Raw genomic sequence first — 23,414 nt, forward strand, 5'->3', positions numbered from 1 at the left:
TTGTGCTTATCTAAACCTAAAACTAATTAGGCGTGACTTCCCTGAATTTCAGTCTAAAATTGACAATCCTTCTTGTCAAATAACTTTTATAAACTACTTTGTATAAGATGTTGCGTATAAGCATGAATCGGTGCACTGAATAAACGCTCTGTCTCTTGAATCTCTACAACTTTTGCATCTTTCATCACCATAACTCGATGGCATAACGCTTTCACAATTTTCAGATCATGACTAATAAAGATGTAACTGATTCCTGTTCTTTGCTGTATATCTTGAAGTAAGTTCACCAATTTTATTTGTGTATTGCGATCTAATGCAGATGTTGGCTCATCTAGAATGAGTAATTGAGGTTTCAGAATCAGTGCTCTGGCCAGTGATACTCTTTGTCGCTGTCCACCCGACATTTGATGAGGATAACGATGAAGAAATTCTTTTGTGAGATTAACCTCTTCAAGAGCTTGAATTGCGAGATTTAATTTTTCACTCTTTCTCAATTTTTTTAATCTTAACCCTTCAGTTAATAATGACAAAACATCCATTCTTGGGTTGAGACTCGAAAAAGGATCTTGAAAAACGATTTGAAAATCTTTTCGATGTGCTCTTAATTGCTTGTCAGACAAATGATTCAGATTGATACAATTTAACTCAATGGTACCTGTTGACTCTATGAGTCGTGCAAGCGCGAGTGCAGCACTGGTTTTTCCAGATCCACTTTCACCTACAATACCAAGCGACTCTCCTTGTTTAAGCTGGAAACTTAAATCTTCCACCGCTATAAATTGAGTTTTAAATACATTCAGAAAATTCAGCTTAGGTGGATAGCGCACTCGAAGATGTTCAGTATTTAAAAGTTCTTTGGCCTGTTCACTGATAGGTGAAATCGAATCAAACTGCTGATTAAGGAGCAGTCGAGTATATTCATGGCGAGGCTGCAGGAATATTTGAGAGACATCACCCTGTTCAACTGTGACACCTTTAGACAAAACCAATACCTGATCAGCATATTGTTGCACCAACCTTAAATCATGACTAACCAAAACTAAGGCCATATTTTTTTGATGCGCTTGGTCTTTAATTAATTTTAAAATTTGCTTCTGTAGTGATACATCAAGGGCTGTTGTTGGTTCGTCTGCAATTAAAATTTCAGGTTCGGAAATCAGAGCTGTTGCAATCATTACCCTTTGACGCTGCCCACCAGACAACTGGTTTGGATATCGCTTGAGGATGTCTGATGAACTCCCCAACCCTACATCACAAAGCACTTCTTCTATTTTTTTTCGAATGGTTTTTTTCTTAAGCCCCATCAGCCATAAAGGTTCTGAAATAATTTTTTCAATTGTATGTAATGGATTTAGTGCCGTCATTGGCTCTTGAAATATCATCGCGATCTTATTGCCACGTATTAAGCGCAACTGATCTTCGTGTTTTAGACGCAGATCTTCATTTTGAAATATGATTTCACCACTTAAGTCTAGAGCGCGATCTTGAAGACCTAGAAGACTTAGACAAGCTAGAGACTTTCCTGAACCACTTTCACCAACAATCGCTACTGTCTCACCCGCATTTAGCTTAAAAGACAAATCAGTTAAGATTTTTTGTTCATTCAACTGAATATTGAGCTTGTTGACTTCAAGTATTGGTTTAGCCTCTTGGATCAAATGCATCTCGAGCTGCCTCCCCAATATAAATAAGAATAGATAACACAACTGCTAGACTAAAAAATCCAGATAAAACCAGCCACGGTGCTGATAGATTATTCTTACCCTGCAGTAAAATTTCACCAATTGAAGCTGTATCAGGTGGCAAACCATAGCCCAGAAAATCCAAGGCTGTAAGTGCGGTAATATTAGCGGTAAGAATGAAAGGAAGCTGTGAAAGTGACGAACTTATAGCATTGGGTAAAATATGTTTGATAATAATTTGACTATCTGTAGCACCGAGTGATCTCGCAGCTCGCACATAGTCCAAATTTCTGGCTTTCAGAAACTCTGCACGAACAAGACCAACTAACGCAGTCCAACCAAACATCAGCATAATTAAAAACAGCCAATATACGCTTGGTGTAAACATGCTCACTAAGATCATCACAATAAATAACATTGGTAGACCACCCCACACCTCTAACAGCCTTTGACCGATCAGATCCAACCAACCGCCAAAGTAGCCTTGGATAGCACCAATGGTAATTCCTATGAATGCAGATCCAATAGTAAGTGCAATGCCGAACAGCAAAGAGATACGAATACCATATATTAATCTTGCCAAGACATCACGACCTTGATCATCTGTGCCTAACCAATTCACAGAAGTCGGTGGAGATGGAACAGCTTCTGCCAATTCATAATTAGGTGTTTGATATGAAAATGGGATGATAGGCCAAATCTGCCATCCATGCTCATTAATCAATTCTTGAACAGCTGGATCTTTATAATCTGCCTCAGTCTCAAAGACACCACCAAATGTTGTTTCAGGATAAGGCTTAAAAATTGGGAAATAAATTTCTTCTTTATAATAAATAAGTATTGGTTTTTCGTTGGCAATAAACTCTGCCCCCAAGGATAAAATAAAGATCGCGATAAATAAAATGAAGCTGAAGAATCCGAGTCGATGTGACTTAAATTTTGAAATTCGTTGATCGAAAAGTGGATACATTTTTATGCTCCTGGACGATCGAAATTGATTCTGGGATCAATCAATTGATATAAAACATCGCTGAGTAATCTCAAAATTAAACCGACCAACGTAAAGATAAACAATGTTCCAAAAATCACAGGATAATCACGCTGCTGAATTGCCTCAAATCCGAGCAATCCCAAACCATCAAGATTAAATATAATTTCTACAAATAGATTGCCAACAAAAAAAATTCCGATCAGTGCTTCAGGTAATCCTGCTATAACGATCAACATGGCGTTACGGAAAACATGATTGTATAAAACGCGTGGCTCGGTCAGACCTTTAGCACGAGCTGCCGTCACATATTGTTTATTTAACTCTTCCATAAAAGAGTATTTTGTTAGATATGTGAGGGTCGCAAATCCACCTAATATAATAGTAAGGACAGGCAATGTAAGATGCCAAAAATAATCTTTTACTTTATCAATGAAGCTGAGTTCAGCGAAATTCTCAGAGACCAATCCTTGTAATGGAAACCATTGCAAATACGATCCCCCCGAAAAAATCATAATAAGCAGAATAGCAAATACAAAAGTTGGCACTGCATAACCTACGGCCAATACTAGGGAGGTCGTTTGATCAAACAGACTGCCATGTCTTTTCGCTTTGCTGATCCCTAGAGGAATGGCGATACTGTAGATCAGTAAGGTACTCCATAATCCAAGGGAGATCGTAACTGGGATTTTTTCCAAAATTAATGTTGTTACTGATTTATTTTTAAAAAAGCTCGTTCCAAAATCGAGTTGAAGATATCCTTTGAGCATTTTAAAAAAGCGCTCATGCACAGGGCGGTCAAATCCATATTGCGCTTTGATCTGCTCGACCATTTCAGGACTGAGTCCTCGTGTACCCTGATAATGACTCTGGACTTCATTGATGTGAGATGTCGAACCAGACACAACACCAATGCCTTGAAACTGTTCAGCTCTCTGTATTGCCTGTTCAACAGGTCCACCAGGAGCAATTTGAACGACGGCGAAATTGATGAGTAATATCAAAAATAAGGTGGGAATGATTAGCAAAAGTCGTTTAAGTATATAAAGACCCATAAATTTAACCTTTAACGTGAGCCTTTACTTCGACCAAGATAAGCAGCCACTTTGCGAGCTTGCTGTTGATCTACCCACCAATAATCTTCACCAACAGCAAGTTTTGGTTTAATCTGTGGCTGTTTATACATATTCCAATACGCATACCATTCACGATCATTTCCATAAGTAAGTATCTGATAATATCCTGCACGTAATAAACGATCCAAGATACGTGTATTTAATATTAATTTTTCTCGATCAGGTGCATGGATAATACGTTGTATAATTTCATCTATAACGCTATTTTTCACACCAGAAAAATTATAATTTCCCTCTTCATTTGCAGCATGACTGCTCCAAAATTGCGCTTGCTCATTCCCAGGATTTAGTGACTGAGGCATCACCATCGTGGTTAAATCAAAATCATATTGACGCATTCGCTGTAAATATTGAGGCATATCGACTTGGCGAATCGAAACCTGAATACCCAATTTTTTTAAATTTCGAATATAAGGCATGAGCGTCCGTTGTAAGCCTTCTTGATGAAGAAGCAACTCTAATTGAATTGGTTTTCCATCACGCGCATGCAAATTACCATTTTTAAATGAATACCCCTGGTCAATTAAAATTTTCCGAGCAGTGAGTAAGCCTTTACGATTGTAGCCTGTACCATCAGTAATAGGATATTTCCACGCTTTTAATACTCCTTCTCGTTGTAAAGGATGTAACCGAGATAAATAAGGTTTTAATATTGTTAATTCTTTAGGGCTTGGGACTGACTTTGCCTCTAGCTCACTAAACTGGAAATGACTTTGTAAACGTTGATATTGTTGATAAAACAATGCTTTATTTTGCCATTCAAAGTCATAAGCATAGGTCATTGCTTGTCTAAAATAGATATCGTTTAGCGGTTTTTTTCGTGTGTTAAAAACGATACTTTGTGTCGGAGCAGGATTTTGTAAAGCTACACTATATTTTTTAACCAACCCTGAGTTAAATGCTGGAAAGTTGTATTCCGTCTTCCATTTACGAGCAAATTTCTCTTGGTGAAATGTATATTGTCCAGCTTTAAATCCTTCAAATGCAATGTCCGAACTACGGTAATAAACATATTTAATTTGATCAAAATTATAACGACCACGATTTACAAGCAAATCCTTAGCCCAATAATGGGGATTACGCTGATAGGTAATACTACGACCAGCATCAATATTTTTAATTGTATATGGCCCTGATCCTAAAATGGGTTTGAGTGTTGCTCGACTAAAATCTTTAGATTCCCAATCCTTTTTAGAAAAAATAGGCATCTGTGAAAGTATTGCTGGCATTTCAGTATTACTTTCTGATTTAAATACCATTTTTACGGCATGTTTAGACAGAACCTGAATTTTATCTAAATCAGACAAATACATCTGTAAACCGGGATTGGTTTTGGTTAAATACATTTCAAACGTGAATTTGACATCCTCAGCCAGTACAGGCGATCCATCACTAAATCGAGCACGTGGATTTAAATGAAAAATCACAAATTTTGTTCGGCTTGGATCAAACTGAATTTTCTCAGCCAAAAGTGGATAAAACACATTTGGTTCATCTAATGACTTTGAAAATAGCGTATCGAACAAGTAATTTGTACCTTCAACCCAACTCCCTTGCCCATTCATACCGTTTAGATTATCAAATGTCCCATCAGCCGCTTTCACCAACTTTCCACCCTTTGGTGCGTCTGGGTTGGCATATGGCATCGCATCTAAATTCAGATATTTAGGTTTTGACTGTAAAGCAATATAAGTCGTCGTTTGAAGATTTGCCCATGCACTGATATGAATGGGCAAGAAGAGGAGAATAAACTTTGCTTTTGACACAGTTGATGAAATGCACATCTCGAAATGAAATTCCTGATTGCTTAAGCAGACTTAAGAATGTGGAACTTTTATCGTAGCACCAATCTGTAAAGGTGTGTTTGGTTTCAAACCATTCATTTCTGCAAGCTGATCAATGTCTATACCAAATCGATTCGCAATTCTATACAGGGAATCACCACTACGGACTTTATAATCTGTAACAACTTTAGGAACTTGAATAATTTGACCTCTTTGCAATCCAGCACGTAGGTTCAACTTATTGAGATCTGCAAGTTCTTTTGCAGTCATATCAAATCGTGTAGCAATAACATGGAGAGACTCACCTGATTTGACAGCATAATCCTCTGTATCACGCGATTTTGATTGACGGACTGGTGTTTTTTCAGTACTCGCAGCCGCCTTTTCAACATCGCCACTTACTTTTAATTTTTGACCAATTTGAAGGACTGATCTCGCATTTAGATCATTCAGCGTAAGTAATGATTGAAGCGACATATCATATTGTCGCGCAATACTTGCTAAGGTCTCTCCACTCTTCACAGTGTGAGACTCCACTTTCTCAGCAACCGAATTATTTCGTGTCGAACTCTGCTTAGTGGAAGCTTTATTTTCATCTTCTTTCAAATTCAGCTTTTGCCCAACTTGTAATCCAGCATTCGTACGCAAGCCATTCATTTCTGCTAACTGTGCAACAGAAAGATTATATTTGCTTGCAATGGCATTCAGGCTATCGCCTGATTGAACAACATATTGCTCTGGTACTTTAGATCCCACCGGTACTTTAATGGTTTGACCAACCATCAATCCTTTTTCAATATCCAAATTATTCAGTGTCGCCAACTCAACAACGGTTAACTTATTCGCATTTGCAATGTTGTACAACGTATCTCCTCGTTGTACGCGGTAAGTTTCAGTCTGAATTTCAGGTACAGTTTTAGCATTACTCGCGCGAGTCGTTGATGAAGCTGTAGCAGATTGCACTTCTTCTAAAGGAACATTAATTTTTTGACCCGCGTATAGGCTACTATCAGCTTTCAATCCTGAGCTTAATGACGCTAACTCTTGAGTCGAAAGTCCGTATCGATCAGCGATTAACTTTAAGTATTCACCGCGTTTGACCGTATAAGATTTCGTTTGAACCTTAGTTAGCGCTTGTTCAGTTTTGCTTGATTTAGATGCTTGAGACTGGGTTAGATTTAACTTCTGCCCAACCAGTAAATTACTATTGATAGTCAGACCATTCAATTCAGCCAATTGTTGGACACTTAAATCAAACTGGTTTGCAACACTAGTAAGACTATCATTTGCTTTTACAATATAACTTGCTGGCTTTATATCCGTTTTCTGGGCAGATGCTACTGGTTTAGCATCGTACAGATATAGGGTCGCACCTACATATAAGGTTGCATTTGGATCTACTTGGTTCCATTTTGCAATATCTCTCCAACTTACGCCGTTTTTCATTGCAATAATTGCCAGCGTGTCACCAGGGAGTACCGTATACGTACTACGCTTACCCTTAGGTGGTTCTACAACCACTTCACTTTCAGTTTTCTTAAATGCCTTACCTTGATTAAGCTGGGCTTCCTCAGAAGTAGGCAATGTACTTTCTGCTACAGATTTAGGATAAGCAAAGCCAACTTTAACTTCTGAACCTTGTCCTGCTGCCACAGATTGACTTGTTTGAATCGCAGTTAATTTAATCTTGCCATCCAACGGATCGACAATCTCAGTACCTTGAGGTGCAATGGCACTAATCTCTCTAACGACTTCCGCTTTTTCTGCTTCAGTGGCCTGTGGTTCAATGACCGAGGCAATAATTTGATCAGAACTCGTAGTTGTTGTGGTTTTTTCAGGTGCAATTGAAGCTAAGATTTTGGCTTTTTCTTCAGCAGTGATTTCTGGTTCTACACGTACAGGTTTAACATTTTGCGCCGGTGTAACAGCAACAGGTATACGAGGTGCGCTTGGCACCACTGCCGAAGCAGCAAAAGCTGCCAATGCATCAGAACCAGAAGGAGTCCTACCCTTCGAAGTTGAAATTGTTGTAGATACTGAAGGTGTTTGAGTATTATTAACTGGCTTCGCTGTTTGAGTTGCCAATACGGAAGCATTTGAAGCTTTTGGTGTATTTACTGTCGTTGTAATTGTGGTTGCTGGCGTAGATGTAGAAACAGGGCTTGAAGCGCTCGCCCATAGACCTGTACTGCTTGGTTTAAGTGCTTTCAATTTACGATCAATATTTGGATTTAAATCTGCTGGAATTAAAATTCGCTGTGGACTTTGAGGATCAATGATATCACCACGATGCCCTGGATTCAGTTGATAAAGTTCTGCACGACTTAAGCCTGTCAGAGAAGCAATTTCGTTTAAACTCGCACCTGCTGGAACTGGAACTTCTCTAAAGTGAGGACGATTCGCAATTGGTGGTAATCTTACGCCATACTTTTCAGGGGATTTGATAATCTGTGCAACCGCAAGGAAACGTGGAACATAGTTCATTGTCTCTTGAGGCAAACGTAATGACCAATAATCTGTAGGCAAGCCAGCAGCCTTATTACGGTTAATCGCTTGTTGAATACGTCCAGGACCAGCGTTATAAGCCGCTAAAGCTAATTCCCATGAACCGAATTGGTTATATAAACTTCCTAAAAACTCGTAGGCTGCACGTGTAGATTCAACTACATCACGGCGTCCATCATACAAATTGGTCTGTCTTAATCCATAAATACGACCTGTACTTGGGATGAATTGCCACATCCCTGCAGCTGCCGCTGAACTCGTTGCAGCTGGATCATAGGAACTCTCAATGACGGGAAGTAAAGCAAGTTCTGTAGGTAATCCACGGCGCTCTGCTTCCTTTACAGTATGATAAAGATAACGAGAAGCTCGAGCGGATAAACGATCCAGATAAGGCTGACGCGTAATAAACCAACTTCTTTGAGCATCAATCCGTGGATCCCACTTTGTTTCATCCATTTTAAAACCAACGGTCATACGTTTCCAAACATCGCCGTGCTTTAAAATAAGTAAACGATCACCTTCAACTGCACGCATATCAGTTGCAGATAAAAGATCTTCAAGTGAATCTAAGCTACTGGCATCTAACATGCCGAGTTGATTCGACTTTTGCGTCTTTGCGGAAGTGGGACTCGCTGTACAGCCAGTCATTACGCCTAACCCGGTTACTGCGGAAGTAATTACTGAAATTTTAAATAAAAAAGTTGCAGATGGCTGCCACACTGCGGTGGTTGTTTTAGACATACAAATTCCGAAAGACGCATAGTAAATTTATTGTATATAAGCCATTTTAGAGGAGCTCGTTGTTCAGGCAAGTCTCTTCTTGATGAGTAATTGCTTATAAATGTTACAAGACATTAAAAAATATCCAGTTATCGCACTGATGTTTCGCATTTACGTATACAATAAAATTTCCGAACTTGATGTTCAACACTTTATTCGATTGATTGGTTCAAACTATGTCTGAAATAACACTTTATGTTGATGGCGCATGTCGTGGTAATCCTGGGCTAGGTGGCTGGGGTGCTTACATCATCACTAAGGATACAGAACATAAAATATGTGGTGGTGAACCTGACACGACCAATAATCGTATGGAGTTAACAGCCGCAATCGAAGGAATCAAATTTTGTCCTGTTGATGCGAAGCTGATCATTTGGACAGACTCAAACTATGTAAAACGCGGTATTACTGAATGGATCAGTGGTTGGAAAAAGAAAAATTGGAAAGACGTAAAAAATCCTGATTTATGGCAAACTTTGGATCAAGTTTGTCAAGGTCGCGATATTGAGTGGAACTGGATTAAAGGTCATGCAGGACATCCAGGCAATGAAATGGCAGATCAGTTAGCTAATCAAGGCGCTGACCAAACGGCTGAACAATTAAAAAATTCCCTGCAAGCGAATGATAAAAAAAAACAGTCTGAAGATTGGTTGCTCAATGATCCGTTTGGTTTAGATCTCAACGATCAAGATGAAGAAGTTGAAGAAGAAGTCGAAATTGATTTAGCAGAAAATGATGATCAAGCTAAATACAGCACGGACGAAGTCACCTCAAACTCCTCAGATATTATTAAGACAGTTGATGCACAGGACTTAAATTCTGAATCTGTAGATCAAAGCGTTCCTCAGTTAGCTGAAAAATCGCATCCACATATTGTGGTCACGCCTGCTCGTTTAAATTTACAAGGACCACGCCAACTGATTTTAGATACGGAAACTACAGGTTTTTATTATCAAGATACAGACCGTATTATCGAGGTGGGTGCGATTGAAATGATCAATCGTAAACTGACAGGAAGTTCAATTCACATTTATATCAATCCCAAAAAACCAGTCGGTGAATCTGAAGCAATTCACGGTATTTCTGATGATTTTTTGAAAGATAAACCTATATTTGAAGAAATCGCTGCTGAACTGTACAAGTACTTAAAAGGTGCAGAAATTATCGCACACAACGCAACTTTCGATATGAACTTCTTAGATATGGAGTTCAAACGTGCTGGCTTTGGTACGCTTTCAGAAGTCTGCGCAGTGACTGATACACTTGCGATGGCAAAAGCGAAACATCCAGGTCAAAAGAACTCATTGGATGCATTAGTGAAGCGCTACGAAGTTCCACAGCGTGATCGTACCTTCCACGGTGCTTTACTGGATGCAGAAATTCTGTCAGATGTTTATTTAGCCATGACAGGTGGTCAAGTTTCATTTGATATCGATGCACTCTCCGCGCATGATCATCATTCTGAAACTGGACAAAATCAGTACCAAAAAATTGAGGTAGATTTACCAATCATTTATGCTTCTGATGAGGAATTAGCAGCACACCAAAAATGGATCGAAGATTACCAAAAAAAAAATGGCGAGCCGTGCTTATTTGCTAAATAATCTTCCATCTGCTTGATTCATTTTGTAAAGTACGATCAGTTCGGCTATATTCATTTAGAGCAAAAATTCCCCTTATCTGGGCTCTGAGCAAAATTAACGGCCAACATAGGTTTCGATCGATGTCTTATCAAAGTTCAATTTATTTTGACCCTACAGCATTACTTATTGTTAAAAAAGAAATTGATCAAATCATCGATCAGGTCGAAAATACAGTATCAGAGCTTATTGAGGATCAAACACTTCCTTTTGGGATAGATGACGCATTCATTCGACTTGAACAATCCAATCAAGTTTTTGCCATGATCGAGCTTCCTCATCTCGCACAACTTGCACACTACTGTGCGCAAGTCATGTCAAAGATGATGCAAAATCCAACTGCAAAAAACCTGAAATACGCTGCTGCATTAAGTGATGGTACAACGATGCTAAAGCGATATATCGAATTTATTTGCTTACGTGAAGTCGATGTCCCCCAATTTCTCTTAGATACACTTAACCATCTTGAGCGAGTATTGAACATCCCTTGCACAGCTTTGGGTAATGGAATTCAGACCACTCAGAAACAATTAACTTTAACACCGCAAGCTTCATCGAATCAGATTAATTCATCTGATTATTGGAATACACTATATAAAGATTGTTTAATAAAATTAGTGACGCAAAATGAAACTGAAGACGATTTTGATCGTTTTAAACTCATTGTATATCATATAGCACTGCTCTCTCTTGAAACACCGAGTCAACAATATTGGCTTCTGATGCAAATCGCATTTAATCAACTTGACCAACTCATTCTCAGTGATGCACGCCTAAAATGGTTGGCTAAAGTTGGCAGTCAAATTCGGGAGTTTTTAAATGCACCCCAGCATTTTCAGGTCGATGAAACTGACTTTGCTAATGCTTTAGCGATTTGTATTAGCCAAGAAAACTACGATTCACAAATGCTTCGTGAGTATTTTCAAATCTCGGACAACATTTTGACTGATGTTCAACTACAAATTTTTAGTCGCCATCTGTTTGGACCTGATCAAAGAACAATGGATACCGTTGCTCACTTGATTACAGAAGAATTGAATCAATTAAGATTAGATATTGAAAGTCACTATCAAAGTTTTACCGACGATCAAATTTTAGATATTCGCTTAAAGCTGTATCGTATGGCAAATATCTTTTTAGTCATGAATCTTAATGAAGCTTATGCAGAGATGAAACTGCAAGCAGATCATTTTCATCGAACCTATATTCAACAAAATACCGATTTTGCTCAACGATTAATGAACAGCATGCTATCGGCTATGAACTCTATCGGGATTTTGAAGCGAAATTTTGCACCAACTCGCATTCAACTTGATGTGAATAATATGAATATATCACTGGATCGGCTAGATGATGCACATGAAACGCTGCAAAAAGAAGCTCGAATTCTCTTGCAAGAACTAGGCGATAAGCTTTTTCAAAACATCGATGCTAAAGACACAAATGATTTATTAAACATCACAACCAATTTAAGACAATTAAGCGGTGCTGCTCTATTTCTTGATGCTCAAGAATTAAGTAATGCGCTAAAAAATAGTGCTGAGGCGGTTGAACACTATTACGATATTCAGAAATCACTCACCCCCCAACAACTTCAGCACATTCTAGATGTGCTTGCCAGTCTAGAGCTTCATCTTGATGGCTTGAAGTATGATTATCCTATTCATAAATCAGTATCTGAGACTGCACTCATCAGCAGTCAAAAAATTAAAGCGGTTGCCTAATGTCTGAACTCTCTGTTGCTTATATTTTTAAACAACATCAACTTCTCGTCGATGAAAACTTCCAATTACCACGTGTTGAACGTTTAGAGAGTGATCTGATTTTCAAATCTGGTGATCAGGTAATTGCACGAGATCTACATATTGAAGAAGCGATTCCTGAAGGTTATCAACTTGTGCCAATCCGACAGTTGATCACTCAATGGTCTAAGCAACAATTTGAACAAGCGAGCCGAGCAGTTCAATTATTAGAATGGCGTCGTAATCATAAATTTTGCAGTCATTGCGGTACAGAAACGGATGTGCACCGTTCAGAATATGCCATGATCTGCCCAGCATGTAATTATCACCAATACCCTCGTGTTCAACCTTGTGTTATCACCGTAATCACACGAGGTGACAATGAAATTTTGCTGGCGAAAAATGCAAAAAATAAATCCAATATGTATGGATTAATTGCAGGTTTTGTCGAAGTTGGTGAAACTTTAGAAGAGGCTGTGCAACGCGAAACCATGGAAGAAATTGGTCTAAATGTTAAAAATATTCAATATCTTGCCAGCCAACCTTGGCCATTCCCAAGTAATTTAATGATTGCTTTTCGGGCCGAGTATGATTCAGGTGACATTGTGCTTCAAGAAGATGAAATTAGTGATGCCCAATTCTTTAAATTTGATGATTTACCAGAAATTCCATTTGCAGGAAGTATTGCGCATGCCATGATTCAACATGTCATTCACAATACTCCTTTCAAATCAGAATAAATCAAATCCGAATCGTTATAGATTTATTTGAAGGACTCTTCTAAAACTTTCAGGATGAGAGATCGAGTTTTGAAGAGTCGACCAAATAATGTTGCAGTTGTTGCCATGATTGATACATGTCCAGTACGAGGCACCCGAATGAGCTGGCTATGATTCTCTACAGCTAACAGTGCTTGATGCATCTCTTCAGAATTATGATCTTTTACCAACGTATCTTGATCTGCTAGAAAAATATAGTGCTGAATATTATTTTTCTCTACAAAATAGTATGGCATCACCGCTTTGAAATTTACTGCTTTATCGAATGCATGTTCAGATAAATGATCACCTAGATAGTTAAAGTGATAGGGTCCAGCCAAACCAATCAACGCTTTAATTCGATCTCGTCCTTCAAAGTCAATGAATGAAGGATGATAAATCAGTGACATCACATTAAAAGCACCAGCAGAATGTCCGATAAGCGCTATTTGATCTGCACAAATACCATATTTATCAGCACTTTTGATTAAATATTGAATTGAATCTGCAAGGTCAGTTACGTAACGAGGAAAAATATGTTCTGGCGCCAGATGATAGTTTATTACGGCGAGGTTATATCCAGCACGTGTCAAACTTTCTCCAAGAAACTTGTAATCGTCCTTACTTCCTCTACTCCATGCACCACCATGCACGAATATAACTAAAGGTTTATTCGCTGGCGCTTGGCAAACATAAAGATCCAGTCGTTGCCGAGCTTTAAGACCATAAGCAATATTTCTTTTTACAGAATAGCCTTTATTTGAGGTCAATTGATTTAATGCCAAACCACCCAAATTATATGGGCGAAAAGCATTCAGTTTTTGATTCAATTTGGTCAGTTTTAACTGAACTGATTTCGGAAAAAATTGCGCAATCTTATTCGACATTATTGGTAACTGACACCAGCGTCAGGATCAATTGCAACGGGTGTTTCAACATAAGGTTGAGTACTCACCGCTGAAGGGTTCATAAGTGATGATGATTGAACACCTGCGCCTACTTGAGCAGATTCCACGTTATCAATCAAAGTAACAATTTTCGTGACATTCCCTACTCGTTGTAAAACTTCAATGAGATCTTGCTCTTCAGCTGTATTTAAGCGTCCCATCACATATAACACGCCATCTTCAGTATGAACCAAGACTTTACTGTCTGAAACAACTGGCGCACGCATAATTAAGCCACGTGTGTTCGCTGTCGCAGTCGCATCTTGCATGATGGTAGAGTAACCAATTTGAGGACCAACTGTGATGTAGTTATGAATAGATTTCACATCACTCATCGCTCGAACGTTATCTTCTGCTAACTGTTTCAAATGCGCATCAGGCACTTGACCTGTTAACAAGACATTACTGTGAAAGCTATTCACATTGACTCGAGATTGTTTAAAACGAGCATCCAATTTGTATAAATTGATCTTTGCTGTACGTTCAATTGAAGAGTCAATAAATACCTGACCTAAAGAACGAGCTCCACTCACCACCCCAACTGGTTCTGCGCCAGTTCCACCTGAAATAAAACTTGCACAGCCTGAAAGACTAGCAACACACGCCATCGAAATTACAATACGCTTCAACACTCAATCCGTCTCCTCGTGAAACTTGAATTTTTTCTATTGTTGGAAATGGCTTAGCTCATTCGGTTCATAGATTAATCAAGTCTGCATTTATTGTAAATGCATTTTCAATCCACTCGAGATCATAATCTATATCAGAAATTTCATGCTGTAACGGTTTTGCAATTTTTTTATGAAAATCAAAACAAAACACATCAAAACGATAATAAAACTCTGTATAGCTTGGAAATTTTTGTAGAAATGACATTGCTGTTTTCGCAATTTTAATTTGCTTGCTCGATGATATTGATTCTAGGGCTGAAGCATAGGTTGTTTTTGATCTGGCTTTGACCTCAACAAATACAAGCTCAAGATCACGTTGAGCAATCAGGTCTATCTCACCATAACGAGAATGAAAATTTCGAGCCAGCACAATATAACCCTGTGAGATCAAGACTTTTTCAGTTTGGTCTTCAGCCCATATACCTAATTGTTGAGAACTCATCCATTTAAGTCCTCTTAAATATTTTTTAATCTAAACCATGTTTTCTCGAAGCACGCAGGTTTTCTTTCGATCCGATGCTCTTTAAAACTCAAGTGCCCAGTCTGACCTTGAATTGATATTTGATCAGGATTCTTCGTTTTCAACATCAAATCCGCCAAACGCCAAACATCTTGACCGAAGGCATTGAGACGTTGGAATGCAGCAGTATTTTCTGTTGTTTGATTAGGTTTTTTTAAAAATTGAACCATGACTGGAACATCACAGAATTTAGTTCCGTTCGGAATATCCATATTATGATCAATAGCAAAAGCCTGAACATACAAACGTTTTGAAGGCTTATTCTTCAATGAGTTGATCCACGCCATACTGCCTAAAAGCAACACCCCTTCATTTGACTTTATATCAGGCAATTGTTGGACTAGAGAAAACTTACCATGAAAATTTTTAAACACGGCATTTACAAAGCTTAAACTCTCGGACTCAGTACCAGACTCACGCAAGATATAGAGATGTTGAACTCGGTCCTTTTCAATCTGTTTAATTAAACCTTGAGCATCATCAGTTTTCGATAAACTAAACTGCCACACTTTTGCATGCTTAGAAGGAACTTCATTCAGTGCTAAAACAGGAATTTTAAGCGGTTCTTTCATTATTGCTTCGACATCCTGTCTGACTAATGGACCAATAATAAGTTTGGTGTTTTGACTGACTTGCGTCTTTAGTATCTCTTTTAATCGTTTTTGATCCGAATTGACATATTTGATTGGCATTTCACTTTTAGACTTTTGATAAGCCTCATCAATACCATTTTTAATGCTATTACTTGCTCGCGCCATAGGGCCTGAATCAGGTAAAATAACCAATACTTCCGCTTGGGCTTGGAAAATCATTCCACATAAGCCAATACCAATGAATTCTTTTTTTATTCTTAATAGATCCGACATGGAGAAACCTTATGAGTGCTCAGTTATTTGTTGTAGCGACGCCAATTGGGCACTTAGATGACATGACTTATCGAGCAATTGATGTTTTAAAGTCTGTCTCTCTTATCGCGGCAGAAGACACACGTCAGTCCGCTCTTTTAATGAAACACTATAATATCTCAACTCCGCTTACAGCGTGCCATGATCACAATGAAAGTAACAAAATTGATATAATTATCGATAAGTTAAAAAATGGTGAAAATGTTGCACTTGTCAGTGATGCAGGTACACCGTTGATTAGTGATCCTGGTTTTAAATTGGTTCGTGCAGCTCAGGACCATGGTATTCGTGTCGTTCCTGTTCCAGGTGCATGTGCAGCTATTGCAGCATTAAGCGCTGTAGGTCTACCCAGTGATCACTTTAGTTTTGAAGGATTTCTATCTTCGAAACAATCACAACGTCTTATTCAATTAAATAAACTGAAAGACAACACGCATACCATGATCATCTATGAGGCACCACATCGAATCCTAGACTCTGTAACGGATATGGTCTCTGTGTTCGGGGCTGACCGTGAAGTCGGGTTTGCACGTGAAATTACCAAAACCTTCGAAACAATCAAAAAAATGACCCTTGGAGATTTACACTCATTTATTGCAAATGATCATCACCAGCAAAAAGGGGAAATTGTACTCGTCATTGCTGGAGCAGCCACTGAAAAAGACATGCAGCAAGAAGAATTAGATAAATTACTCAATCGTTTATTGCAAGATTTATCTGTAAAAGCAGCATCTCAACTTGCAGCTGATCTCACTGGAATCAAAAAGAAAGTCGCATATCAACGCGCGCTAGAGCTCAGTGGCGCGAATGATTAAGTAAAATAAAAAAAGCACCATATTGATGGTGCTTTTTTTATTAATCTTTTATTGATTCATCAGGTGGAACTTCAGTAATACGACCACCACGTGCTAGAAAAGCAGCAACTTCATCTTCCAGTGCCTGACGTTGTTTGAGTTTAGCTGTCACTGTTAATGTTTCAGCTTCCGCGACATCGGCATCAGATACAGTAACGTCACTTACGGCCGCACCTTTTTCTGCTGCTTGTGATTCATTTTCGTCTACAACACTGTCTTCGTTGTCATCAAAATCATTTGCGTCTGTCATTTCAAACTCCCCATCAATGTTTTCACGCACCTGATTGGAACGTGCTTTGATTTTTAGAGAAATGTATCAAGCTCTTTATCGTTCGCATAGTATCTAAAGCACCTCATTTGTATATTTTTTAATCATATTGGTAAAAAAATATATACTGATGATTCTTTTTAGATCAGATTTCAATTCACTTGATATCTTGTATTACTGAGCTGACTCAAACCATTCGCTTGCGACATAAACGCCGATTTTAACGCACTTATATTTTCAACTTGTTTCAAACCAAAGTTTCTCGCCCAAACAATAGGAAAAACAGGAGCAGATTCCATCCACCCAATCATAGACATACTATGCATCATGGCATCGTTTTGAAATTTACGGCGATGCTCATATTTCAATAAAGTTTGCTCATGAGCCCAAACGCCACGGGCGTAATCAGAAAGTAGCACATCGCATAGAATTGCTGCATCAAGGCAACCAATATTCACCCCCTGACCAGCAAGTGGATGAATAACATGGGCTGCATCACCAATTAGGGCTAAGCCATCTTTAATATAACGTTGAGCAGCTCGTGCTTTCAGTGGGAATTTTGCTCGAGGCGTTGCGGCTAATATTTTACCCAACATATGATGACTCTCTCGTGTCAGTAATTGTACAAAATCTTCATCTGAGAGTGACGCAAATTCGTCTGCATAATCATCTGGTAAAGTCCACACAATGGATTGCCAATGACCATATTCTTGATCTTCTAAACTTGCCATTGGGAGAAAAGCCAGTGGTCCTGTTTCTAAGAAGATTTGTCTCGCAACATGTTCATGAGCTTGTTCCGTCTTGATCGCACAACTAATACCAGCCTGATGATAATCCAAAACATCCAAATCAATCATGGCTTGTTCACGTACGAATGAATTTGCACCATCCGCACCAATTAAAAGTTTCGTTTTCAATTGAGTTTGATCAGCGAGATGAAGAATCCAACAACCATTTCCTTGCTCAATACGTTTCACTTGGATTTGAGTACGGTAATCATCAATCTGGTCGATCATCATGCTCTGAATGGCAAGGTTCAAGATACTTGGTTCGACCATTGAACCTAATATTTGTGCTTGATCAGGTTTAGAATGCGCTGATGTTCCAAAATTGATTTCACCAAAGCCATTTTTGTTCCACACCTGCATTCCCGTGTAGGGTTGTTGACGAGCCAACTTATCCCATACATCAACATGCTTAAGCAAATGAATAGTGGCTTGACTCAATGCAAGTACACGAGGATTCAATGATTCTAAGGTCTTCTCGTGATCCAATATCGGTGCTGCATCAAGTACAGTCGCTTGAACTCCACCTTTAGCCAGCAATAAAGCAGTTAATCCTCCGACTAAACCACCGCCCACAATCACGACATCTAAAATAGCATCATTCATGCTTTTAACCCCATTGCATAATTGGCAACGAGTGGCTTAATACCTGGAATATTTTCAAAGCACATTAGACCTGTATTTCGCACAAATTTTAGTATTGGATTTTGATTACTAAAGCCTCGCACCACAGAATCACAAAACTTAATCACACGTTGCTGATCTTTGAGTCGAGATTTTTCATACTCTTTCAGTACAGCAACTTCACCTAAATCGGCATTTTTGATGACCTGTTGTTTTAAATATCGGGTCAATACATATGCATCACGCATACACAAATTAAAACCCTGACCTGCGACTGGATGAATGGTATGAGCAGCATTACCCATAAGTACAACACGTCCTATTGCTTGTTTTTCAGACAAAACTTGAGATAAAGGAAAACTAAATCTACGACCAGTTTTCTCAAATTTACCAGCTCGATCGCCATAGGTTTTTTGAAGAGCATCTATAAAATGCTGATCATTTTCATCACCTAACCACTCTCCCTCAGTACCTTTAGGCACTGGCCAAACAACAGAACGACGGTATTCACCAGGTAAAGGTAATAATGCTAAAGGGCCAAGTGGGCTGAAACGTTCAAAACCGACTTGGGAGTGAGGTTTGGATGTCTGCACTGTAGTGACAATCGCCACTTGATCATAATCATGCACTGATGCACCAACACCAAGTGCTTTACGACAGAAAGAATCACGTCCATCTGCTGCTATGACTAACTTGGATTGAAACTGCAAATGTTCATTCGCTTTTAAAGCTTCGAGATAAGCTAAATGTTCATCCTGTTTAAGCGACGTCACTTGAACACCATCAATTAACTCAATGAGTGGATTTTTTTTGACTTCTGATAACAATACTCGTCCAAGCCATGCATTCTCAATTACTTGGCCAAAGCTTTCTACTTTCTCTTGAGCCGCGATTAAACGTGCTTTACCAAAGCTTCCTTCTTCTGTGATATTTACTTCTAAAATAGGCGTTGCATATTGTTGCAGTGAATCCCAAATTCCCAATTCTTGATAAATTTGCACGCTTCGACGTGACAGCGCACTATTACGGGCATCAAAACTTGAATGATATGGTGCAAGGTTAGCATCATCATAGTTAGGATAGCTGATCGCCTCTAACAATTTCACTGCAATGTTAGTTTTAGCCAGCATAAGAGCAAGGCTTAATCCGACCATTCCACCACCGACAATGATGACTTCTTGTTGCATGTTTTGATCCTTATAAAAGCAAGCAATAGCTGCATACACATAAATTCTTAATCAAATTCATCTTACAATAAAGTTTTTACTTTTTATAATGAATTAGCGTTATTGAAGATGAAGCCATAATTCATTTTTCAATATTGAATATGACATTTAAAAAAAAAGCCGATGTTTCCATCGACTTTTGAGATTTGTGAAAATGGTTAACTCGCCATCAAGGCTTCGATATCTTCAATGGTTTTCACTACTTTAGCAGTCAGGTTTCTCGGTCCATCTTGGGTGACAACAATATCATCTTCAATACGAATACCAATCCCTCTCCATTTTGGATCGACAGTTTCATCATCAGGGGCAATATATAAACCTGGTTCAATGGTCACCACCATACCTTCTTGATATGTTCGCCATTCTCCATCGACTTTATATCCCCCTACGTCATGAACATCCATGCCTAACCAGTGACCAGTTCCATGCATATAAAATTGACGATAGGCTTCTGTCTCAATGATTTCATCGAGATCACCCTGCATGATTCCAAGATTAAGCAAGCCTTGCACTAAAATACGAACAGCAACGTAGTGTGGCTCTTTGTAAGAGTTACCAATTCTAACCGCATCTATTGCAGCGATTTGAGCATCAAGCACTATATTATAAAGCGCCTTTTGTTCAGGATTAAATTTACCATTTACTGGAAATGTTCGAGTGATATCTGATGCGTAAAACTCATACTCACAAGCTGCATCTATTAAAACTAAATCGCCGTCATTAAGTTGTTTGTTATTTTCAACATAGTGCAATATACAAGCATTTTCACCACCTCCCACAATACTGTTATACGATGGTACACAACCATTTTTACCAAAAATATAATTCAGCTCCGCTTCTAAAGCATATTCCATCATTCCTGGTTGTACAGATTTCATCGCTTGCGTATGTGCTTGAGCAGAAATATCAGATGCGATTTGCATTAACTCTATTTCTTTTGGCTCTTTGTGTAGACGCATCTCATCTAAAATTGTATCTAACTGAATCAATTGTGTAGGTGCAGCGGTACCACGTCGGCTTTCACCACTTGCTTCTGCAATCCATTTTGTAATTTTTGCATCAAAACTGGCTTGTTGACCAATTCTATAAAATAATCTTTCTTTTCCTTGAAGCTTTGCGATGATTTCTTCGTCTAGTAGATCAATCGCATAAGCTTCATCCGCATCATAATCATCGACTGCACCATCAATCCCTGCACGGTAACCTGTCCAGATTTCCATCTCCCGATTGCGTTCACGACAAAATAAACTGTAGGTATAACCTTCTTCTTCAGTATCAAATGTTTCAATTACAGCAACTGCTTCAGGCTCTGCAAATCCCGTTAGATAAAAAAAGCTACTATCAGCGCGATATTTATAATCAGCATCACGATTTCTAAACATTTCTTCACGTGTTGCAATAATTGCAATGCTTCTTAGGCCTATTTCAGCGGCTAATTGATCACGTCGTTTTTGAAAATCTGATTGAGTAAGTTTCATATCTTTTCTGCAGCTTAGGCTTTTAATTTAAGAAAATACAGTACTACTTATATGTTAAGTAGTACTCTTGATTAAATGTAATCAACTTGGTCGATGAGGTGTAAACATCTCAACGACACTTTGCTCATTTTTTTTCGAAATTGTTGGTTTTACATGTTTCAGTAATGAGCTTTCTTCAACAGCAATCTTGGTTCGTCCAACAGATAAACTCACTGGAATTAATCGAACAAATTCATAAAGTTCTTGATAGCTAATTTCACCTTCTTCATCATTATCAGAATCTTCAAACTCGACTGCTGCAATATCTTGCAAGTGTTCAATCAACTCAGCTTCATCAGCACGAATATGCCCAGACGCTAATCCAAACCCTAATACCACTCCTGCACACCAATCTGCTAAAGCTTGAACACGCTCAGACAATAAATGTTCATCATCAGGCAAAATGGGTAAATAATCTAATTCATCTTCTGACAAAGCATGCGAAACATCTTCAGATTCCTCAGCAAGTAAATTAAGTGCAGCAGGTTCTAATTGAGGCACATTCAATGTAGACAAAATTTGTAACCACTCCTCATGAGATGGCGGTTGAGTTACACAAACAATACCTGTAAGTAAACCATGTAACTCACTTGGACTAGTAATTTCCTCAATTGAACCGAAATGTTGGTTCCAATCTGTCCAACCTGAAATATCGTCTTGCATTCGCTTTTCCAATCTCTATACTTCTGTATATATTACCTTTGATTGCGAAACTACGCGACCTCGTTATGTTAGAACAATTACAGCGTTTACAAACGCATTTAGGCACGCTTAAACATCGTTTGTCCGAAACCGAACAAATGAATAGTTCTCTTGAAGCTAAACAGAAAGAACTTCAGGAAACTCATCAAATTCAAACCGCTCAAAAAAATACCATCATCACTCAAAAGCAAGAACAGATTGAAAGTCTAAATGACAAATACAATCAATTAGATGGTATTTATAAAACTTTAAATCAAGATGCTACTGCTTTAGCAGAACGTTATAGTCGTTTAGAAAAAAGTTGTACTGATTTAAAAAATAGATTTCAGGAAATCTTGGCTGAAAGAAATGAGCTGAGAGTCATTAAAGAAAAAATGTTGGCTGAGCAACGTCAAGCTCAAAAAGAAATTGATGAATTGAAGGCTGAAAATCAACGTTTAATCAAAAAAAATGAACTCGCTAAAACTAAGGTTGAGCAAATCATTCAACGCTTAGCCATTTTAGGTACTGATCAAGATCATCATGCCCAAGAAATCCAACAATTAGAAAATCCGGCTGAACAAAATGAGGAAGCATAATTATGTCTGAAGTCGTTACAGTCGAGTTAAGACTAATTGAACAAACATTTAGACTTTCAACCACTCAAGATCGGAAAGATGATTTACAACGTGCTGGTGATTTGCTGAATGAGAAATTTCAAGAATTTCGTAGAAAAGCACCTAACGTAGAACACAATAAGCTCGTTATCATGGTGGCTTTAGAGCTTATGCAAGAAGTTTTAACAATGAACAAATCCTTACAAGAATATTCTCATTGTGAACGCTTACTTGCAACAATCTTGGAAGACGTTGAAAAAACTGTATAAATTTGATCTAAGTTTGCACAGTCAGTTTTACTGAGTGAATTATCACGCAAATAATGGGTACACCAAGGTTTGCCAATCTCACTCATTTCGTTATACTTAATTTAACTCTGGGATGTTCGCCAGCGGGTCTATTCCCCTGCCGATACTTAAACTTATGGATTGTGTTCTGTATATTTAGAGCGTATGCCCACCTCGAGTGGGAAACCCAGCAAGTATACGTCGCGTCCACCTTGAACTCGTCGGGTTCAGGGTAACGACACATGCAGCGGCATCTCCGGAGTCTTTATTTTATTTTCTCTTTTTTCTTATTTTTGAATAAACATCCTTGCGCTTTATCCCAAATTAATAATCAATATTAATATTTTTTGATTTTTATCACATTATTTTCACTATAAACAACTTATTAGACACTAATCTAAAACAAATATACTTAACTCTCAATATTATTTAATTGTTTAAAACTATTACTTTATATATATTTAACAATATAAAAAAATTGACATATTATTTGTAAA

At 38.3% G+C, this 23,414-nt stretch carries 20 protein-coding genes and 1 other RNA gene; 7 read left to right on the forward strand and 14 right to left on the reverse strand.

Annotation, left to right across the window (positions count from 1 at the left end; all coding sequences use genetic code 11):
* Positions 1 to 86: 86 nt before the first annotated feature.
* The 5 genes from AC1M9P_RS00570 to AC1M9P_RS00590 are packed head-to-tail and all read right to left on the reverse strand — an operon-like array spanning position 87 to position 8,836.
* On the reverse strand, positions 87 to 1,664 hold the full coding sequence (locus AC1M9P_RS00570) for a dipeptide ABC transporter ATP-binding protein (RefSeq protein ID WP_481586452.1): 1,578 nt from the start codon (positions 1,662 to 1,664) through the stop codon (positions 87 to 89).
* Positions 1,642 to 2,652, reverse strand: a complete 1,011-nt coding sequence (locus tag AC1M9P_RS00575; protein WP_481586453.1) for an ABC transporter permease — start codon at positions 2,650 to 2,652, stop codon at positions 1,642 to 1,644. Before AC1M9P_RS00575 ends, AC1M9P_RS00570 begins: the two co-directional genes overlap by 23 nt.
* A 2-nt stretch (positions 2,653 to 2,654) precedes the next feature.
* Positions 2,655 to 3,725: a microcin C ABC transporter permease YejB gene (locus tag AC1M9P_RS00580; RefSeq protein WP_481586454.1), complete on the reverse strand. Its 1,071-nt coding sequence runs from the start codon at positions 3,723 to 3,725 to the stop codon at positions 2,655 to 2,657.
* Positions 3,726 to 3,736: 11 nt separating this feature from the next.
* Positions 3,737 to 5,590, reverse strand: coding sequence for an extracellular solute-binding protein (locus AC1M9P_RS00585; protein ID WP_481586455.1), 1,854 nt, complete (start codon positions 5,588 to 5,590; stop codon positions 3,737 to 3,739).
* Between the two features lie 33 nt (positions 5,591 to 5,623).
* Entirely contained in the window at positions 5,624 to 8,836 is a 3,213-nt protein-coding gene (locus AC1M9P_RS00590; protein ID WP_481586456.1) for a LysM peptidoglycan-binding domain-containing protein, read from the reverse strand.
* A 215-nt stretch (positions 8,837 to 9,051) separates the two neighbouring features.
* Between AC1M9P_RS00590 and dnaQ the strand changes: the two genes are divergently transcribed.
* The 3 genes from dnaQ (at position 9,052) to nudC (ending at position 12,997) form a co-directional block, all read left to right on the forward strand.
* Positions 9,052 to 10,479 (forward strand): DNA polymerase III subunit epsilon, encoded by a 1,428-nt coding sequence (gene dnaQ, locus AC1M9P_RS00595; RefSeq protein ID WP_481586457.1) that lies wholly within the window; start codon positions 9,052 to 9,054, stop codon positions 10,477 to 10,479.
* A gap of 119 nt (positions 10,480 to 10,598) precedes the next feature.
* Complete coding sequence (locus AC1M9P_RS00600; RefSeq protein WP_035266835.1) at positions 10,599 to 12,239, forward strand: hypothetical protein; 1,641 nt, start codon at positions 10,599 to 10,601, stop codon at positions 12,237 to 12,239.
* Positions 12,239 to 12,997: an NAD(+) diphosphatase gene (gene nudC / locus AC1M9P_RS00605; RefSeq protein WP_035266832.1), complete on the forward strand. Its 759-nt coding sequence runs from the start codon at positions 12,239 to 12,241 to the stop codon at positions 12,995 to 12,997. The genes AC1M9P_RS00600 and nudC overlap by 1 nt, the downstream gene beginning before the upstream one ends.
* A 23-nt stretch (positions 12,998 to 13,020) precedes the next feature.
* On the opposite strand, the gene AC1M9P_RS00610 is transcribed toward nudC, so the two are convergent.
* From AC1M9P_RS00610 to AC1M9P_RS00625, 4 genes are all read right to left on the reverse strand, one after another.
* Positions 13,021 to 13,902: an alpha/beta hydrolase gene (locus AC1M9P_RS00610; protein WP_481586458.1), complete on the reverse strand. Its 882-nt coding sequence runs from the start codon at positions 13,900 to 13,902 to the stop codon at positions 13,021 to 13,023.
* Positions 13,902 to 14,594, reverse strand: a complete 693-nt coding sequence (locus AC1M9P_RS00615; RefSeq protein WP_035266827.1) for a BON domain-containing protein — start codon at positions 14,592 to 14,594, stop codon at positions 13,902 to 13,904. The genes AC1M9P_RS00610 and AC1M9P_RS00615 overlap by 1 nt, the downstream gene beginning before the upstream one ends.
* Before the next feature lie 64 nt (positions 14,595 to 14,658).
* Positions 14,659 to 15,075, reverse strand: a complete 417-nt coding sequence (locus AC1M9P_RS00620) for a YraN family protein (protein ID WP_035266825.1) — start codon at positions 15,073 to 15,075, stop codon at positions 14,659 to 14,661.
* Between the two features lie 14 nt (positions 15,076 to 15,089).
* Positions 15,090 to 16,019 (reverse strand): penicillin-binding protein activator, encoded by a 930-nt coding sequence (locus AC1M9P_RS00625; protein ID WP_035266822.1) that lies wholly within the window; start codon positions 16,017 to 16,019, stop codon positions 15,090 to 15,092.
* An 11-nt stretch (positions 16,020 to 16,030) separates the two neighbouring features.
* Here AC1M9P_RS00625 and rsmI point away from each other — a divergent pair, with 11 nt between their 5' ends.
* On the forward strand, positions 16,031 to 16,873 hold the full coding sequence (gene rsmI, locus AC1M9P_RS00630; RefSeq protein ID WP_481586459.1) for a 16S rRNA (cytidine(1402)-2'-O)-methyltransferase: 843 nt from the start codon (positions 16,031 to 16,033) through the stop codon (positions 16,871 to 16,873).
* Between the two features lie 40 nt (positions 16,874 to 16,913).
* Here the strand turns inward: rsmI and AC1M9P_RS00635 are convergent, their stop codons facing one another.
* The 5 genes from AC1M9P_RS00635 to AC1M9P_RS00655 form a co-directional block, all read right to left on the reverse strand.
* Positions 16,914 to 17,162 carry a hypothetical protein gene (locus AC1M9P_RS00635; protein ID WP_035269751.1) on the reverse strand — a complete coding sequence of 83 codons (249 nt, stop codon included), beginning with the start codon at positions 17,160 to 17,162 and terminating at the stop codon, positions 16,914 to 16,916.
* Positions 17,163 to 17,332: 170 nt separating this feature from the next.
* Entirely contained in the window at positions 17,333 to 18,571 is a 1,239-nt protein-coding gene (locus AC1M9P_RS00640) for an FAD-dependent monooxygenase (protein WP_481586460.1), read from the reverse strand.
* Positions 18,568 to 19,776, reverse strand: coding sequence for an FAD-dependent monooxygenase (locus AC1M9P_RS00645; protein WP_481586461.1), 1,209 nt, complete (start codon positions 19,774 to 19,776; stop codon positions 18,568 to 18,570). The genes AC1M9P_RS00640 and AC1M9P_RS00645 overlap by 4 nt, the downstream gene beginning before the upstream one ends.
* Before the next feature lie 197 nt (positions 19,777 to 19,973).
* Positions 19,974 to 21,293 carry a Xaa-Pro aminopeptidase gene (pepP, locus tag AC1M9P_RS00650; protein WP_481586462.1) on the reverse strand — a complete coding sequence of 440 codons (1,320 nt, stop codon included), beginning with the start codon at positions 21,291 to 21,293 and terminating at the stop codon, positions 19,974 to 19,976.
* Between the two features lie 81 nt (positions 21,294 to 21,374).
* Positions 21,375 to 21,995, reverse strand: coding sequence for a UPF0149 family protein (locus AC1M9P_RS00655; RefSeq protein ID WP_481586463.1), 621 nt, complete (start codon positions 21,993 to 21,995; stop codon positions 21,375 to 21,377).
* Positions 21,996 to 22,060: 65 nt separating this feature from the next.
* On the opposite strand from AC1M9P_RS00655, the gene AC1M9P_RS00660 reads away from it, so the two are divergent.
* The 3 genes from AC1M9P_RS00660 (at position 22,061) to ssrS (ending at position 23,184) form a co-directional block, all read left to right on the forward strand.
* On the forward strand, positions 22,061 to 22,612 hold the full coding sequence (locus AC1M9P_RS00660; RefSeq protein WP_481586464.1) for a hypothetical protein: 552 nt from the start codon (positions 22,061 to 22,063) through the stop codon (positions 22,610 to 22,612).
* A 2-nt stretch (positions 22,613 to 22,614) separates the two neighbouring features.
* Entirely contained in the window at positions 22,615 to 22,899 is a 285-nt protein-coding gene (locus AC1M9P_RS00665; RefSeq protein WP_180027932.1) for a cell division protein ZapA, read from the forward strand.
* Positions 22,900 to 23,000: 101 nt separating this feature from the next.
* Positions 23,001 to 23,184: non-coding RNA, 6S RNA (gene ssrS, locus AC1M9P_RS00670), on the forward strand.
* Positions 23,185 to 23,414: the final 230 nt, after the last annotated feature.

This window comes from Acinetobacter sp. 25-47-122, assembly GCF_056779695.1.